This is a genomic window from Pseudomonas sp. MOIL14HWK12:I2 (assembly GCF_000510745.1).
Classification (GTDB): Bacteria; Pseudomonadota; Gammaproteobacteria; order Pseudomonadales; family Pseudomonadaceae; genus Chryseomonas; species Chryseomonas oryzihabitans.
Window position 1 is genome coordinate 185,396 of sequence record NZ_AZOA01000007.1, and the last position, 13,898, is coordinate 199,293.

The window sequence follows — 13,898 nt, forward strand, 5'->3', positions numbered from 1 at the left end:
GTCCACTTCGGGCGCTGTTTTTTTGGTGCCACAGACGAGGCCAGCATGACCCCGAATGTCCGTTCGACCCTTCACCGTATCCTTCCCTCCCTGCTCATGGCGGCCCTGTTGCTGCTGGGCAGCAACCCGGCCCGTGCCGAGGGCGGTGTGTCCTTTCGCTTCGCCGAAGAAGGACAGGGCTGGATGCTGCGCGGCCCGGTCGATGTGCTCAAGTGGCCCTTCGTCTACGACCGCAGTCGTGAGCGCGCGCGCAACACCCTGACGCGGCTGGACGGCGACACCCAGGTGCGGGTGATCGAGACCCGTTCCTTCCAGCGCTGGAAGCGCATCGAGGTGCAGCAGGACGGTCGTACCCTGCTGGGTTGGGTCGAGAGCTACAGCGTCCCCGAAGCCGTGCGGCTCGACTGATCGGGAGCAAAAGGCCACTGCCGCCAGTCACACCTCTGACAGTCATCAATCTCAGAGGAGCGACGCATGTCCGCGATCACCCGTCTTCAGCTCAACGACGGTCACCACATTCCGCAATTCGGCCTGGGGGTCTGGCAGACCCCGGCCGAAGAGACCGCTCAGGTGGTCAAGACAGCCCTGGACCTCGGCTATCGACACATCGACACCGCTGCCATCTACGGCAACGAAGAGGGCGTCGGCCAGGCCATCGTCCAGGCCGGTCTGCCGCGTGACGAGCTGTTCGTCACCACCAAGCTGTGGAATGCCGACCAGGGCTACGACAGCGCCCTGCGCGCCTTCGACACCAGCCTGGCCAAGCTGGGTCTGGAGCATGTCGACCTCTACCTGATCCACTGGCCGCTGCCGGAAAAGGGCCTGTTCCTCGACAGCTGGAAGGCGCTGATCGAATTGCGCAACCAGGGTCGGGTGAAGTCCATCGGCGTGTCCAACTTCCGCCAGGCCGACATCGAGATCCTGCTGACCGAGACCGGGGTGGTGCCGGTGGTCAACCAGATCGAGTGTCATCCGCTGCTGCAGCAGCAGGAGCTGCGCGACTTCAACACCTACAAGGGCATCGCTACCGAAGCCTGGAGTCCGCTGGCCCAGGGTGGCGAGCTGCTGGGCAGCCCGGTGCTGCAGCAACTGGCGGCCAAGCACGGCAAGACGCCGGCCCAGGTGGTGCTGCGCTGGCACATCCAGCTCGGCAACATCATCTTCCCCAAATCCAAGACGCCCAAGCGCATCGAAGAGAACATGCAGATCTTCGACTTCGCCCTGGACGACGAGGACATGCGGCAGATCGCCGGGCTGAACCAGGACAAGCGTCTGGGTCCGGACCCCGCGACCTTCAACGGCTGACGTTCAGGGGGCGCCGCGATGAGCGGCGCCTCTGTATGCCTGGCGCGCAAGGCGCCAGTGCCTGTATGCTGCGCGGCCCTTTCGGGACACCTCATGCCGGATCGGCATAGGGCAGGCGACAGCGGCATTAGACATACCCCGTTACCCTCTGGCAAAAGTGTGACGCCTTGGTGCTCCCAGTCCTTTTCGAGCACCGTTTCCGCAGCCTGAACGCACCCTCTCGTTGGCGTTGCATGCGCTTCGCGCATCACGACCCGACACGGTGACGTTCGTCCCGAACTCCATCCAAATAGAACAAAGGTGTCGGTACATGACCAAGCCCAAGCTCAGCCTCGCGTGGCAGATCCTTATCGGCCTCGTGCTGGGGATCGCCGTCGGCGCACTGCTCAACCACTTCAGCGCCGAGAAAGCCTGGTGGATCTCGAACGTCCTCAAGCCGGCCGGCGACATCTTCATCCGGCTGATCAAGATGATCGTGGTGCCCATCGTCATCGCCACCCTGGTGGTCGGCATCGCCGGCGTCGGCGATTCCAAGAAGCTTGGTCGCATCGGTCTCAAGACCATCCTCTACTTCGAGATCGTCACCACCCTGGCCATCGTCGTCGGCCTGTTCTTCGCCGACAGCGTGCAGCCCGGTGCCGGCATCGACATGAGCACCCTGGGCACCACCGATATCTCCCAGTACCAGAAGACCACCGCGGAAGTGCAGCATGACCACGCCTTCATCGCGACCATCCTCAACCTGATCCCGTCCAACGTCTTCGCCGCCGTCGCCCGTGGCGAGATGCTGCCGATCATCTTCTTCGCGGTGATGTTCGGCCTGGGCCTGGGCGCCCTGCCGGAAGCCACCCGCGAGCCGGTGGTGCGGGTCTTCCAGGGCATCTCCGAGGCCATGTTCAAGGTCACCCACATGATCATGAACTACGCCCCCATCGGTGTCTTCGCGCTGATCGCGGTGACCGTGGCCAACTTCGGCTTCGCCTCCCTGCTGCCGCTGGCCAAGCTGGTGGTGCTGGTCTACGTCGCCATCGGCTTCTTCGCCCTCGGCGTGCTGGGCCTGGTGGCCAAGCTGTTCGGCTTCTCGATCTTCCGCATCATCCGCATCCTCAAGGACGAGCTGATCCTGGCCTATTCCACCGCCAGTTCGGAAACCGTGCTGCCGCGCATCATCGAGAAGATGGAGGCCTATGGCGCGCCCAAGTCCATCACCAGCTTCGTGGTGCCCACCGGCTATTCCTTCAACCTGGACGGCTCCACCCTCTACCAGAGCATCGCGGCGCTGTTCATCGCCCAGCTCTATGGCATCGATCTGTCGCTGAGCCAGCAGCTGCTGCTGGTGCTGACCCTGATGGTCACCTCCAAGGGCATCGCCGGCGTGCCGGGCGTGTCCTTCGTGGTGCTCCTGGCCACCCTGGGCAGCGTCGGCATTCCGCTGGAAGGCCTGGCCTTCATCGCCGGTGTGGATCGCATCATGGACATGGCGCGCACCGCCCTGAACGTGATCGGCAACGCCCTGGCCGCGCTGGTCATCGCCAAGTGGGAAGGTCTCTATGACGCCGAGAAGGGCGCCGCCTACTGGGCAGCCCTGCCGCACCTGAAGAGCACCGCCAAGGTCGAGGAGCGTCCTCAGGCCACCCGCGGTGAAGCCCTGCGCGACTGAGTGGCTGGCTAGCGGAGAACGGAGCCCGGCCCTGTGCCGGGCTCCGTCGTTTCAGCCGGCGAGAATGGCCGCGTAGCCCTCGCGATAGCTGGGGTAGCGGGGCGTCCAGCCCAGGGCCCGGGCGCGGGCGTTGCTGCATCTCTTGCTGCCGGCGCGACGCAACTGGGCCTCGTCGGACCAGAAGGTGATGCCCAGCCGTGCCCGCAGCCAGTCGACCACCTCGTCCAGCGGCGCCGGATCGTCGTCCACGCCCAGATAGAGATCATCCAGGGCGACCCCTTCGCGATCCCGCTGCAGCAGCAGCGCCAGCAGGCCGGCGGCGTCCTCGACATGGATGCGATTGCCATACAGCGGCGGCTCGCGGGTCACCCGGGAGCCCTCGCGCACCTGGCGCAGCAGCGCCTCGCGTCCCGGGCCGTAGATGCCGGTCAGGCGGACCACGCTGGCGGGCAGGCCGCTGCCCAGCGCCAGGTCTTCCGCCTCGCGCAGGATGCGCCCGGAAAAGCGCTCGGGTTCGGCAGGAGCGGTCTCGTCGACCCAGGCGCCGTCGCCCTGGGCATAGACGCCGCTGCTGGAGACGAACAGCAGGCGCTGCGGACGCTGCTTGCAGGCCGCCAGCCAGCCCAGCAGGTGGCGCAGGCCCTCGACATAGGCGGCGCGATAGCCGGCTTCGTCATGGTGGGTCGCGGCGGTGGCATAGACCACCTGGTCGAGGGGTTCGCGCGGCCAGGCGGCCGGCGGCGTGGCCTCGGCGAGATCGCCCGCGACCGGCAGCAACTCAGCGGGGAGGGCGGCGACAGTGCGCCTGAGGCCGAAGACCCGGTGGCCCTGGGCGACCAGTTGCAGGCCGAGACGGCTGCCGACATCGCCGCAACCGGCGATCAGGATGGTGCTCATCGGTGTTTCCTTCTGCAAAGGCCGGGACAGACGGCCAGGGTAGCCTGCGCCTGGCCGTGGTCCAACCTGGGAGCGCAGGCTGCTGCCCGTCGCGCTTGGCCGTTGATAGAGACAGCCGCTAAGATTGGCCGGCACCCCATGGAATTTGACTATGACCCTGACTGAACTGCGCTATATCGTCACGCTCGCCCAGGAACAGCACTTTGGCCGAGCTGCCGAGCGTTGCCACGTCAGCCAGCCGACGCTGTCGGTCGGCGTCAAGAAGCTCGAGGACGAGCTGGGCATTCTGATCTTCGAGCGCAGCAAGAGTGCCGTGCGCCTGACCCCCACCGGCGAGGGCATCGTTGCCCAGGCGCAAAAGGTGCTGGAGCAGGCCCAGGGCATCCGCGAACTGGCCCAGGCCGGCAAGAACCAGCTCACCGCGCCGCTGAAGATCGGTGCCATCTATACCATCGGGCCCTATCTCTTTCCGCACCTCATCCCGCAGCTCAACCGGGTGGCGCCGGAGATGCCGCTGTACATCGAGGAAAATTTCACCCACCTGCTGCGCGACAAGCTGCGCACCGGTGAGCTGGATGCCGTCATCCTCGCCCTGCCGTTCAACGAGCCGGACGTCCTGACCCTGCCGCTGTACGACGAACCCTTCTACGTGATGATGCCGGCGCGGCACCCCTGGACCAAGCTCAAGGCCATTCCGCAGAACCAGCTCAGCGACAAGAGCCTGCTGCTGCTGGGCGAAGGCCACTGCTTCCGCGACCAGGTCCTGGAAGCCTGTCCGACCGTGCGCAAGCACGAGGAAAACAAGAATTCCACGGTGGAATCCTCTTCGCTGGAAACCATCCGCCACATGGTGGCCTCCGGCCTGGGCGTCTCGGTGCTGCCGTTCTCGGCGGTGGAGAGTCACCACTATGCGCCGGGGATCATCGAGGTGCGCCCCTTCGAGCGGCCGGTGCCCTATCGCACCGTGGCCATCGCCTGGCGCGCCAGCTTTCCGCGGCCCAAGGCCATTGAGGTGCTGGCCGACTCGGTCCGCCTGTGCTCGGTGGCGCGGCCTGAAGCCAAGGGCGTCGTGCAGCCGGCATGAGTGAACTGGCCGCGACGCCGGTCACCGCCCTCAAGGGGGTCGGCGCCGCCCTGCAGGAGAAACTCGCGCGGGTCGGCCTGGAAACCCTGCAGGACGTGCTCTTCCACCTGCCGCTGCGCTATCAGGATCGCACCCGCATCGTGCCCATCGGCGCCCTGCGGCCCGGTCAGGACGCCGTGGTGGAGGGCATGGTCGCCTCCGCCGAGGTGCTCATGGGCCGGCGGCGCAGCCTGCTGGTGCGCCTGCAGGACGGCAGCGGCACCCTGTCGCTGAGATTCTTCCACTTCAGCCAGGCGCAAAAGGACGGCCTCAAGCGCGGCACCCTGCTGCGCTGCTATGGCGAGGTGCGCCCCGGCGCCTCGGGCCTGGAGATCTACCATCCCGAATACCGCGCCCAGGACGAGAACGCCCCGGCGCCGGTCGAGCAGACGCTGACGCCCATCTACCCGACCACCGAAGGCCTCACCCAGCTGCGCCTGCGCCAGCTCAGCGCCCAGACGTTGGAACGACTCGGGCCCGAATCCCTGCCCGACTGGCTGCCGCCGGAGATGGCCGCGCACTATCGCTTGGGTCCCCTGGCCGATGCCCTGCGCTACCTGCATCGACCGCCGCCAGACGCGGACCTGGAAGAGCTGGCCGAGGGCCGGCACTGGGCCCAGGAGCGGCTGGTCTTCGAAGAATTGCTCACCCACCAGTTGTCCCTGCAGCGGCTGCGCGAGACCCTGCGCGCCCAGCGTGCGGTGCCCCTGCCGGCCGCCCGCCGGCTGCCACAGTTGTATCTGGACAACCTCGGCTTCACCCCCACCGGCGCCCAGCAGCGCGTCGGGCGCGAGATCGCCCATGACCTGGCCCAGCCCGAGCCCATGCTGCGGCTGGTGCAGGGCGACGTCGGCGCCGGCAAGACGGTGGTCGCGGCCCTGGCCGCCCTGCAGGCCATCGAGGCCGGCTACCAGGTGGCGCTGATGGCGCCCACTGAGATCCTCGCCGAGCAGCACTTCCTCAACTTCCAGCGCTGGTTCGCCGCTCTGGACATCGAGGTGGCCTGGCTGGCCGGCAAGCTCAAGGGCAAGGCCCGCGCCAGCTCCCTGGAGCGCATCGCCGCCGGGGCGCCCATGGTGGTGGGCACCCATGCGCTGTTCCAGGACGAGGTGCGTTTCGCCCGCCTGGCGCTGGTGGTGATCGACGAACAGCACCGCTTCGGCGTGCAGCAACGCCTGGCGCTGCGCCAGAAGGGCGTCGACGGTCGCCTGGCGCCGCACCAGCTGATCATGACCGCCACCCCCATCCCGCGCACCCTGGCCATGAGCGCCTATGCCGATCTGGACACCTCGGTGCTCGACGAACTGCCGCCGGGACGGACGCCGGTCAATACCGTGAGCGTCACCGACAGCCGCCGCGAGGAAGTCGTGGAGCGGGTGCGTGCCGCCTGCCACGAAGGGCGCCAGGCCTACTGGGTCTGCACCCTGATCGAGGAATCCGAGGAACTCACCTGCCAGGCGGCCGAGACCACCTACGAGGAATTGCAGCTGGCCCTGGCCGAATTGCACGTCGGGCTGATCCATGGACGCATGAAGCCGGCGGAAAAGGCCGCGGTGATGGCCGAGTTCAAGGCCGGCAACCTGCAATTGCTGGTGGCCACCACGGTGATCGAGGTGGGGGTGGACGTGCCCAACGCCAGTCTGATGATCATCGAGAATCCCGAGCGCCTGGGTCTGGCCCAGTTGCACCAGCTGCGCGGCCGGGTCGGGCGGGGCAGCGCCGTCAGCCACTGCGTGCTGCTGTTCCATCCGCCGCTGTCGCAGATCGGTCGTGAGCGGCTGGCTATCATGCGCGAGACCAACGACGGCTTCATCATCGCCGAGAAGGACCTGGAGTTGCGCGGCCCGGGCGAGATGCTGGGGACCCGTCAGACCGGCCTGCTGCAATTCAAGGTGGCCGATCTGATGCGCGACGCCCATTGGCTGCCGGCGGTGCGCGATGCCGCCCAGGAGTTGCTGGCCCGCTGGCCCAGTCATGCCGGTCCGCTGCTGGAGCGCTGGTTGCGCCATGGCCAGCAATACGGCCAGGTTTGACAAAGCTTATACAGACGACGCTACCTACGGAGCCGAATGGTTATACTCCAGGGCGTACGTGAGGAAGAAAATGCCATGACCGATGTAGCGCTCGCTTCGCCCCTCCCTGAGGTTCCCCCTTCGATCCAGCAGTTGCTCGCCCAGTTGAACCTGGCCTATCGGCCAATCCCGGCGACGACGCGCCTGCCGCAGGCGAATCGGGTACACACGGTGCTTCTGAGCGACAGCGTCGGCATGCTGCTGGTGCTCTTGCCCGAGGATCAGCTGCTGGACCTGCGCCGGCTGGTGGAATTCACCGGGCGGCAGCTGGCAGTGGTGGCGCCGGAGCGGCTGATGCGCACCCTGGAGCGCTACGAACTGGATGTCCTGCCGGGGCTGCCGTCGCTGACCAATTCCCCCTGCCTGTATGACGAGCGACTGCTGGAAGCGCCGCGCCTGCTGCTGGAATCCGGTGAACGCTCGCTGCTGCTGGAAGTGGAAACGTCTGACTATAGGCGCCTGCTGAGTCAGGCCACCGCGGGCAGCTTCGGCATCCCGGCAGCCGGTATCCAGCCCAATCTGCGGCAACCGGAACGCGACGAGGCGGAGATCCTGCATGCCGCCACCGCCTTTACCGCGCGGCGCATCCGCCAACGCCTGGAGGAGACGCTGGAGATCCCGCCGCTGTCCAAGACGGCGGAAAAGGTCATCAAGCTGCGGGTCGATCCCGAGGCCACGGTGGACGATCTGGCCAACGTGGTGGAGACCGATCCGGCCCTGGCGGCCCAGGTGATCAGTTGGGCCGCCTCGCCCTACTATGCCGCGCCCGGCAAGATCCGCTCGGTGGAAGACGCCATCGTGCGGGTGCTGGGTTTCGACCTGGTGATCAACCTGGCCCTCGGCCTGGCCCTGGGCAAGACCCTGAGCCTGCCCAGCGACCAGGCCCAGCAGGAAACCCCCTACTGGAAGCAGGCCATCTACACCGCCGCCCTGATCGAGGGCCTGGCGCGCTCCATGCCGCGCGCGGAGCGGCCGGAGATGGGCCTGGCCTATCTCGGCGGCCTGCTGCACAACTTCGGCTATCTGGTGCTGGCCCACGTCTTTCCGCCGCACTTCTCGCTGATCTGCCGCCACCTGGAAGCCAACCGCCAGCTCGATCACCAGGTCATCGAGCACCACCTGCTGGGCATCACCCGCGAGCAGATCGGTGCGGCCCTGATGCGCTGCTGGGAAATGCCCGAAGAGGTGGTGACGGCGCTGCGCTTCCAGGGCGATCCGGGCTACCAGGGCGAGCAGGCGGTCTATCCCAACCTGATCTTCCTGGCCGTGCAGCTGCTGCGCGCCGAGGGCATCGGCAACGGCCCGGCCCAGCCGATTCCCGACGAGCTCTATGCGCGGCTGAGCATCGATCCGGCCAAGGCGCGGGAGTGCATGCAGAAGATCCTTGGCGCAGAAGCCGCCCTGCGCGAGCTGACCGGTCAGTTCAAGTAGCGGGCCGAGCGGCCTCCGGCGCCCCGGGCGCCGGAGCTGCCGGGCCGGACGCCAGACAACAAAAAACCCGCCGAGGCGGGTTTCTTGTTCAAGGGGGCGATCAATTACTTGATCTTGCCTTCCTTGTACATGACATGCTTGCGCACGACCGGATCGAATTTCTTGATTTCGATCTTTTCGGGCTTGGTGCGCTTGTTCTTGTCAGTGGTGTAGAAGTGGCCGGTGCCGGCACTGGAAATCAAACGGATCAATTCACGCATGACGAATCCCCTTAGAATTTTTCGCCGCGGCTACGCAGCTCGGACAGTACGGTTTCGATACCGCGCTTGTCGATGATACGCATGCCCTTGGCAGAAACGCGCAGACGCACGAAGCGCTTCTCGGATTCTACCCAGAAACGGTGGTGCTGCAGATTCGGCAGGAAACGACGACGGGTTTTGTTGTTAGCGTGGGAAACGTTGTTCCCAGTAATCGGACCCTTACCGGTTACTTGGCAAACTCTCGACATGGCTCAGCCCTCATAAACCTCATGCCAAACCCGGCATGGGTTGGCCGCTTGTAACTGTATTGATTCCTGTTTTGACGGGGAGAGCCGGCAAACGCCGGGGACCTGAAGCGGCCATACCCCGAAAAAAGAGCGCTGTTTTATACCAGAAGTACTCGGGCATAACAAGGTAGGGCGACGGATGAAATGCCCGCGCACCGGGCGCTGTGCGGGCCCGGCCGGAATGCCAACCGTTCGTCGGTCGGAAGCATTGTGACGGACGGACGGGTGGTCTAGTTTAGAGCGACTGCCAAACTCAATCCACGTCCGCCAGACGACCGCCCTGTCCGCCGTTGCCAGTCATCCGTGCGCCGTCTGCCCACTTCGGCTCTACAAGGAATCGTTCTATGCGTTTCGCCGCCTTGCCACTGCTCTTCGCGCCCCTGCTGGCGCAGGCCGCCACGCTCAGTGTCTGTACCGAAGCCAGTCCGGATGGATTCGACGTGGTGCAGTACAACTCCCTGACCACCACCAACGCCTCGGCCGACGTGCTGATGAATCGCCTGGTGGAATACGATGCCAGCGAAGCCAAGCTGGTACCGAGCCTGGCGCAGAGCTGGACGATCTCCAACGACGGCCTGACCTACGACTTCGCCCTGCGTCCGGACGTGAAGTTTCACCAGACCGACTACTTCACCCCCAGCCGTACCCTGACGGCCGACGACGTGGTGTTCAGCTTCCAGCGCATGCTGGACAAGGACCATCCCTGGCACGGGGTGGCCAAGAGCGGCTATCCCCATGCCCAGTCGATGCAGTGGCCCAAGCTGATCAAGAGCGTGGAAAAGACCAGCGACCTCGGTGTGCGTATCGTGCTCAACAGCCCGGACGCCACCTTCCTGCCGACCCTGAGCATGGGCTTCGCCTCCATCTACTCGGCCGAGTACGCCGAGCAGCTGCTCAAGGCCGGCAAGACCGAGCAGCTCAACGACGAGCCCATAGGCACCGGTCCCTTCGTCTTCAAGCGCTACCAGAAGGATGCCGTGGTGCGTTACGCCGCCAATCCGGACTACTTCGGCGGCAAGCCCAAGCTGGACGGGCTGATCTATGCCATCACCCCGGATTCGGCGGTGCGCCTGCAGCGACTCAAGCGCGGCGAGTGCCAGATCGCCCTGTCGCCCAAGCCCCAGGATCTGCAGAGCGCCCATGAGGACAAGAGTCTGCAGGTGCTGCAGACGCCGGCCTTCATGACCGCCTTCGTCGGCATCAACACCAGCCATCCGCCGCTGGACAACATCAAGGTGCGCCAGGCCATCAACCTGGCGTTCGACAAGCAGAGCTATCTCAAGGCGGTGTTCCAGGACACCGCGGTGGCCGCCGACAACGTCTATCCGCCCACCACCTGGGGCTATGCCAAGGACGTGCCGGCCTATCCCTATGACCCGGCCAAGGCCAAGGCGCTACTGGCCCAGGCGGGCCTCAAGGACGGCTTCAAGACCACCATCTGGACGAGACCCAGCGGCAGCCTGCTCAATCCCAATCCGCAGCTGGGCGCGCAGATGCTGCAGGCCGACCTGAAGAAGATCGGCGTCGATGCGCAGATCCAGGTGATCGAGTGGGGTGAACTGATCCGCCGCGCCAAGACCGGCGAGCACGACCTGCTGTTCATGGGCTGGGCCGGCGACAACGGCGATCCGGACAACTACCTGACGCCGCAATTCTCCTGCGCCTCGGTGCAGTCGGGCCTGAACTTCGCCCGCTATTGCGACAAGACCCTGGATGGCGCCATCAGCAAGGGCAAGACCCTGTCCGACCAGATGGCGCGGGCCACGGTGTACCACCAGGCGCAGCGCATCATCCACGACCAGGCGCTGTGGCTGCCGCTGGCGCACCCGACGGTGACGGTGCTGGCCAAGAATGGTGTCGAGGGCTACCAGCCCAATCCCTTCGGCCGCCAGGACTTCAGCAAGGTCAGCGGCGGTCGCTAGCAGCGCGTGCGGCGCGGCCAGCCCTAACGCCAGGGTTGGCCGTCGGTGCGCTCCACCTGCTTGACCTTCTGCTGGATGGCGGCGCGCGCCAGCATATGGGCGCTGACCGGCGCGGTGATGAAGATGAACAGGGCGATCAGCAGCTCGTGCAGGCTGAGGCCCTCGCCCTGGACACTGAAGAACAGCATCGAGGCGATGATGGTGCTGCCCACGCCCAGGGTGGTGGCCTTGGTCGGACCGTGCAGGCGCATGAAGAAGTCCGGCAGCCGGTACAGGCCGATGGCGCCGATGAGGGCGAAGCTGCTGCCGATGAGCAGCAGGGCGCAGATCAGGAGTTCGAGCCAGAAGGGCATGGGATAGCGCTCCGTTAATCGATGATTTCGCCGTGCAGCATGTGCTTGCCCAGCGCCACGGTGCCGACGAAGCCGGTCACGGCAATGAGCAGCGAGGCTTCGAAGAAGACGTCGGTGGCCAGCCAGATGCCGAACAGGATGATGATCGCCAGGACGTTGATATAGAGGGTGTCCAGGGCCAGCACCCGATCCGGGATGTCCGGTCCCTTCACCAGGCGATAGACGTTGAGCACGGCGGCCACGCCCATCATCCCCATGCACAGCAGGGTCACGTAGGTGAGCATTCGAAGATCTCCTTGAGCGGGGCCTCATAGCGCGTCTTGACCTGGCGGATCACCTCGTCCTTGTCGGCGACATCGAGACCGTGCAGCAGCAGGGTCTTGCGATCGCCGCTGAGGCCGGACGACACGGTGCCGGGGGTGAGGGACACCACGCAGGCGAGCAGGGTGAGCAGGAATTCGTCCTCGATGTCGATGGGGACCTCGATGAAGGCGGGCTTAAGCGCCTCGGTCCGCCCCAGCACCAGCCGTGCGACGTGCAGGTTGGCGACGATGATGTCGTACAGCACCACCAGCATGTAGCGCAGCAGGAGCAGGGGGCGGCGCAAGCGGGGGGCGTGCAGCAGAAAATCCTGGCAGAGCAGCGGGATGCCCCAGCCGAGCAGCAGGCCCAGGAGCAACTGGCCCAGGCTCAGGCTGTTGTTGAGCAGCAGCCAGGTCAGGGTCAGCAGGACGGTGAGCAGTGGGTGCGGTAGCCAGCGCTTCATGGGCCAACTCCCCGGACGATGTCGAAGTAGGGTGCGACGTCCAGCAGTTGCCGGGCGGTCTCCAGGGCGTAGCCATGCAGCGGCGCCGCCAGCGCCATCAGCAGCGGGCTACCCAGCAGCAGGCCGAGGGTGGCGGTGAGCTGGATGGGATCGAGGCGGACGTCCAGGGCCGCGCCTCGGCCGCGCCAGAACAGCGTGGTCCCGGCGCGGGACAGGGCGATGATCATGCCCAGCCCGCCGAGCAGTACCACCGGCCAGATGATCAGCGCCGGCCAGGCGGTACCGGTGGCCTGCAGCAGCATCACCTTGCCGAGAAAGCCGGGGAAGGGTGGCAGGCCGGCGACGGAGACCGCGCCCAGAAAGAACAGCCCGCCGAGCAGCCGCGGGTGCGCCAGCGGCGGACCGCTGCCGAGCGTATCGCCCTGGGCACCGCGCTGCTGGGCGATGAGATCCGCCAGCAGGAACAGGGCGCCGGCGATCCAGGTGCTGTGCACCAGATAGAAGAGACTGGCGGCGAGTCCGGCGACGCTGCCCAGGGCCACGCCGGTCAGCAGCATCCCCACCGAGATGACCACCAGATAGCCGAGCAGGGTCTTGAGGTGATGGGCCGCCAGGGCGCCGAACACCCCGGCGGCCAGGGTGACCGCCGCCAGCGGCCAGAGCCAGGGCAGCACGTAGTGGGCGAGGGGACCGGCGGCGGCGCCGAACACCAGCAGAAAGACCCGGACGATGGCATAGAGCCCGACCTTGGTCATGATGGCGAACAGGGCGGCGACCGGCGCACTGGCCGCCGAATAGGCACTGGGCAGCCAGAAATACAGCGGCAGCAGGGCGCCCTTGAGGCCGAACACCACCAGCAGCAGGAAGCCGGCGGCGGCCAGCAGCGGCGCCTGCGCGGGATCGGCGTTGGCCACCCTCAGGCCCAGATCGGCCATGTTCAGGGTGCCGAGCAGGCCATAGAGCAGGCCGATGCCGATCAGGAACAGCGCCGAGCCCACCAGGTTGAGCACCACATAGTGCAGGCCGGCGCGCACTCGGGCCGGTCCCGCGCCGTGCACCAGCAGGGCATAGGAGGCGATCAGCAGGATCTCGAAGAAGACGAAGAGGTTGAACAGGTCGCCGGTGAGAAAGGCGCCGTTGATGCCCAGCAGCTGGAATTGGAACAGCGCATGGAAATCCGGACCGCGGTTGTCGTCGCCGCGGCAGGCGTAGAGCGCCGCGCCGGCGGCCAGTACCGCCACGGTCGCCAGCATCAGCGCGGCCAGGCGATCCAGCAGCAGGACGATGCCGAAGGGCGCCGGCCAGTCGCCCAGGGCATAGACCTCCAGCTGGCCGCCGTTGGCCCGCTGCAGGAGCAGCAGCGCCAGCGGCAACAGGGTCGCGGTGGCGAGCAGCGACAGCCCGCGCGCGGTACGGGCGGACAGCCGCGGCCGCATGAGCAGGAAGGCACCCATGAACAGCGGCACGAGGATCGGCAGGATGATCAGGTGCTTCATCGGCGCGGCTCCTCGCCATCCACGTGGTCGGTGCGCAACTCGCCCAGGGCGCGCAGCGACAAGGCGACCACGAAGGCGGTCATGGCGAAGCCGATGACGATGGCGGTGAGCACCAGCGCCTGGGGCACCGGGTCGGCCTGCTCGGCGGCCTGGCCGATCACCGCCGGCACGCCGGTGCGCAGGCGACCCATGGCGAACAGGAAGAGATTGACCGCATAGGAGAGCAGGGTGAGGCCGAGCACCACCGGATAGAGACGCGCCCGCAGCAGCAGGTAGACGCCGCTGGCGGTGAGCACCCCGAGGGCCGTGCAGAACAGGATTTCCAT

The 13,898-nt window shown here is 66.4% G+C and carries 15 protein-coding genes; 7 read left to right on the top strand and 8 right to left on the bottom strand.

Translation table 11 applies throughout. From position 1 onward, the window contains the following. Nucleotides 1-45 precede the first annotated feature (45 nt). From PSK12I2_RS0103965 to gltP, 3 genes are all read left to right on the top strand, one after another. On the top strand, nucleotides 46-408 hold the full coding sequence (locus PSK12I2_RS0103965; RefSeq protein WP_256203946.1) for a hypothetical protein: 363 nt from the start codon (nucleotides 46-48) through the stop codon (nucleotides 406-408). A gap of 66 nt (nucleotides 409-474) precedes the next feature. Next, on the top strand, nucleotides 475-1,305 hold the full coding sequence (locus PSK12I2_RS0103970) for an aldo/keto reductase (RefSeq protein ID WP_027597393.1): 831 nt from the start codon (nucleotides 475-477) through the stop codon (nucleotides 1,303-1,305). A gap of 310 nt (nucleotides 1,306-1,615) precedes the next feature. Then, a complete protein-coding gene (gene gltP / locus PSK12I2_RS0103975) occupies nucleotides 1,616-2,965 on the top strand; it encodes a glutamate/aspartate:proton symporter GltP (protein WP_007159910.1) in 1,350 nt (449 codons plus the stop codon). 51 nt (nucleotides 2,966-3,016) lie between these two features. Here gltP and PSK12I2_RS0103980 read toward each other — a convergent pair whose 3' ends face one another. After that, nucleotides 3,017-3,862: an NAD-dependent epimerase/dehydratase family protein gene (locus PSK12I2_RS0103980; RefSeq protein WP_027597394.1), complete on the bottom strand. Its 846-nt coding sequence runs from the start codon at nucleotides 3,860-3,862 to the stop codon at nucleotides 3,017-3,019. Nucleotides 3,863-4,013: 151 nt separating this feature from the next. On the opposite strand from PSK12I2_RS0103980, the gene PSK12I2_RS0103985 reads away from it, so the two are divergent. The 3 genes from PSK12I2_RS0103985 (at nucleotide 4,014) to PSK12I2_RS0103995 (ending at nucleotide 8,488) form a co-directional block, all read left to right on the top strand. Continuing rightward, on the top strand, nucleotides 4,014-4,946 hold the full coding sequence (locus PSK12I2_RS0103985) for a hydrogen peroxide-inducible genes activator (protein WP_007159908.1): 933 nt from the start codon (nucleotides 4,014-4,016) through the stop codon (nucleotides 4,944-4,946). Continuing rightward, complete coding sequence (gene recG / locus PSK12I2_RS0103990) at nucleotides 4,943-7,018, top strand: ATP-dependent DNA helicase RecG (RefSeq protein WP_027597395.1); 2,076 nt, start codon at nucleotides 4,943-4,945, stop codon at nucleotides 7,016-7,018. Before PSK12I2_RS0103985 ends, recG begins: the two co-directional genes overlap by 4 nt. Nucleotides 7,019-7,093: 75 nt before the next feature. Next, nucleotides 7,094-8,488, top strand: coding sequence for an aminoacyl-tRNA deacylase and HDOD domain-containing protein (locus PSK12I2_RS0103995; protein WP_027597396.1), 1,395 nt, complete (start codon nucleotides 7,094-7,096; stop codon nucleotides 8,486-8,488). Nucleotides 8,489-8,592: 104 nt separating this feature from the next. On the opposite strand, the gene rpmG is transcribed toward PSK12I2_RS0103995, so the two are convergent. After that, nucleotides 8,593-8,748 carry a 50S ribosomal protein L33 gene (gene rpmG / locus PSK12I2_RS0104000; protein ID WP_007159904.1) on the bottom strand — a complete coding sequence of 52 codons (156 nt, stop codon included), beginning with the start codon at nucleotides 8,746-8,748 and terminating at the stop codon, nucleotides 8,593-8,595. Nucleotides 8,749-8,759: 11 nt separating this feature from the next. Beyond that, entirely contained in the window at nucleotides 8,760-8,996 is a 237-nt protein-coding gene (gene rpmB, locus PSK12I2_RS0104005; RefSeq protein WP_007159903.1) for a 50S ribosomal protein L28, read from the bottom strand. A gap of 383 nt (nucleotides 8,997-9,379) precedes the next feature. Between rpmB and PSK12I2_RS0104010 the strand changes: the two genes are divergently transcribed. Beyond that, nucleotides 9,380-10,957 carry an ABC transporter substrate-binding protein gene (locus PSK12I2_RS0104010; RefSeq protein ID WP_027597397.1) on the top strand — a complete coding sequence of 526 codons (1,578 nt, stop codon included), beginning with the start codon at nucleotides 9,380-9,382 and terminating at the stop codon, nucleotides 10,955-10,957. A 23-nt stretch (nucleotides 10,958-10,980) separates the two neighbouring features. Here the strand turns inward: PSK12I2_RS0104010 and PSK12I2_RS0104015 are convergent, their stop codons facing one another. From PSK12I2_RS0104015 to PSK12I2_RS0104035, 5 genes are read right to left on the bottom strand one after another with little or no spacing between them, the layout of a single operon-like run. Then, a complete protein-coding gene (locus tag PSK12I2_RS0104015; RefSeq protein WP_017642340.1) occupies nucleotides 10,981-11,310 on the bottom strand; it encodes a Na+/H+ antiporter subunit G in 330 nt (109 codons plus the stop codon). A 14-nt stretch (nucleotides 11,311-11,324) separates the two neighbouring features. Continuing rightward, a complete protein-coding gene (locus PSK12I2_RS0104020; RefSeq protein WP_007159900.1) occupies nucleotides 11,325-11,594 on the bottom strand; it encodes a K+/H+ antiporter subunit F in 270 nt (89 codons plus the stop codon). Continuing rightward, the gene (locus tag PSK12I2_RS0104025) at nucleotides 11,579-12,076 is read right to left on the bottom strand and encodes a Na+/H+ antiporter subunit E (RefSeq protein ID WP_027597398.1); all 498 of its coding nucleotides are present in this window, start codon (nucleotides 12,074-12,076) and stop codon (nucleotides 11,579-11,581) included. Before PSK12I2_RS0104025 ends, PSK12I2_RS0104020 begins: the two co-directional genes overlap by 16 nt. Further along, nucleotides 12,073-13,572 (bottom strand): monovalent cation/H+ antiporter subunit D, encoded by a 1,500-nt coding sequence (locus tag PSK12I2_RS0104030; RefSeq protein ID WP_027597399.1) that lies wholly within the window; start codon nucleotides 13,570-13,572, stop codon nucleotides 12,073-12,075. Before PSK12I2_RS0104030 ends, PSK12I2_RS0104025 begins: the two co-directional genes overlap by 4 nt. Beyond that, entirely contained in the window at nucleotides 13,569-13,898 is a 330-nt protein-coding gene (locus tag PSK12I2_RS0104035) for a Na+/H+ antiporter subunit C (protein ID WP_027597400.1), read from the bottom strand. The genes PSK12I2_RS0104030 and PSK12I2_RS0104035 overlap by 4 nt, the downstream gene beginning before the upstream one ends.

Bases quoted from the DNA above. Each gene is read 5' to 3' on its own strand.
- PSK12I2_RS0103965 (WP_256203946.1), top strand. From the start codon at position 46: ATGACCCCGAATGTCCGTTCGACCCTTCACCGTATCCTTCCCTCCCTG.
- PSK12I2_RS0103970 (WP_027597393.1), top strand. From the start codon at position 475: ATGTCCGCGATCACCCGTCTTCAGCTCAACGACGGTCACCACATTCCG.
- gltP (WP_007159910.1), top strand. From the start codon at position 1,616: ATGACCAAGCCCAAGCTCAGCCTCGCGTGGCAGATCCTTATCGGCCTC.
- PSK12I2_RS0103980 (WP_027597394.1), bottom strand. From the start codon at position 3,862: ATGAGCACCATCCTGATCGCCGGTTGCGGCGATGTCGGCAGCCGTCTC.
- PSK12I2_RS0103985 (WP_007159908.1), top strand. From the start codon at position 4,014: ATGACCCTGACTGAACTGCGCTATATCGTCACGCTCGCCCAGGAACAG.
- recG (WP_027597395.1), top strand. From the start codon at position 4,943: ATGAGTGAACTGGCCGCGACGCCGGTCACCGCCCTCAAGGGGGTCGGC.
- PSK12I2_RS0103995 (WP_027597396.1), top strand. From the start codon at position 7,094: ATGACCGATGTAGCGCTCGCTTCGCCCCTCCCTGAGGTTCCCCCTTCG.
- rpmG (WP_007159904.1), bottom strand. From the start codon at position 8,748: ATGCGTGAATTGATCCGTTTGATTTCCAGTGCCGGCACCGGCCACTTC.
- rpmB (WP_007159903.1), bottom strand. From the start codon at position 8,996: ATGTCGAGAGTTTGCCAAGTAACCGGTAAGGGTCCGATTACTGGGAAC.
- PSK12I2_RS0104010 (WP_027597397.1), top strand. From the start codon at position 9,380: ATGCGTTTCGCCGCCTTGCCACTGCTCTTCGCGCCCCTGCTGGCGCAG.
- PSK12I2_RS0104015 (WP_017642340.1), bottom strand. From the start codon at position 11,310: ATGCCCTTCTGGCTCGAACTCCTGATCTGCGCCCTGCTGCTCATCGGC.
- PSK12I2_RS0104020 (WP_007159900.1), bottom strand. From the start codon at position 11,594: ATGCTCACCTACGTGACCCTGCTGTGCATGGGGATGATGGGCGTGGCC.
- PSK12I2_RS0104025 (WP_027597398.1), bottom strand. From the start codon at position 12,076: ATGAAGCGCTGGCTACCGCACCCACTGCTCACCGTCCTGCTGACCCTG.
- PSK12I2_RS0104030 (WP_027597399.1), bottom strand. From the start codon at position 13,572: ATGAAGCACCTGATCATCCTGCCGATCCTCGTGCCGCTGTTCATGGGT.
- PSK12I2_RS0104035 (WP_027597400.1), bottom strand. From the start codon at position 13,898: ATGGAAATCCTGTTCTGCACGGCCCTCGGGGTGCTCACCGCCAGCGGC.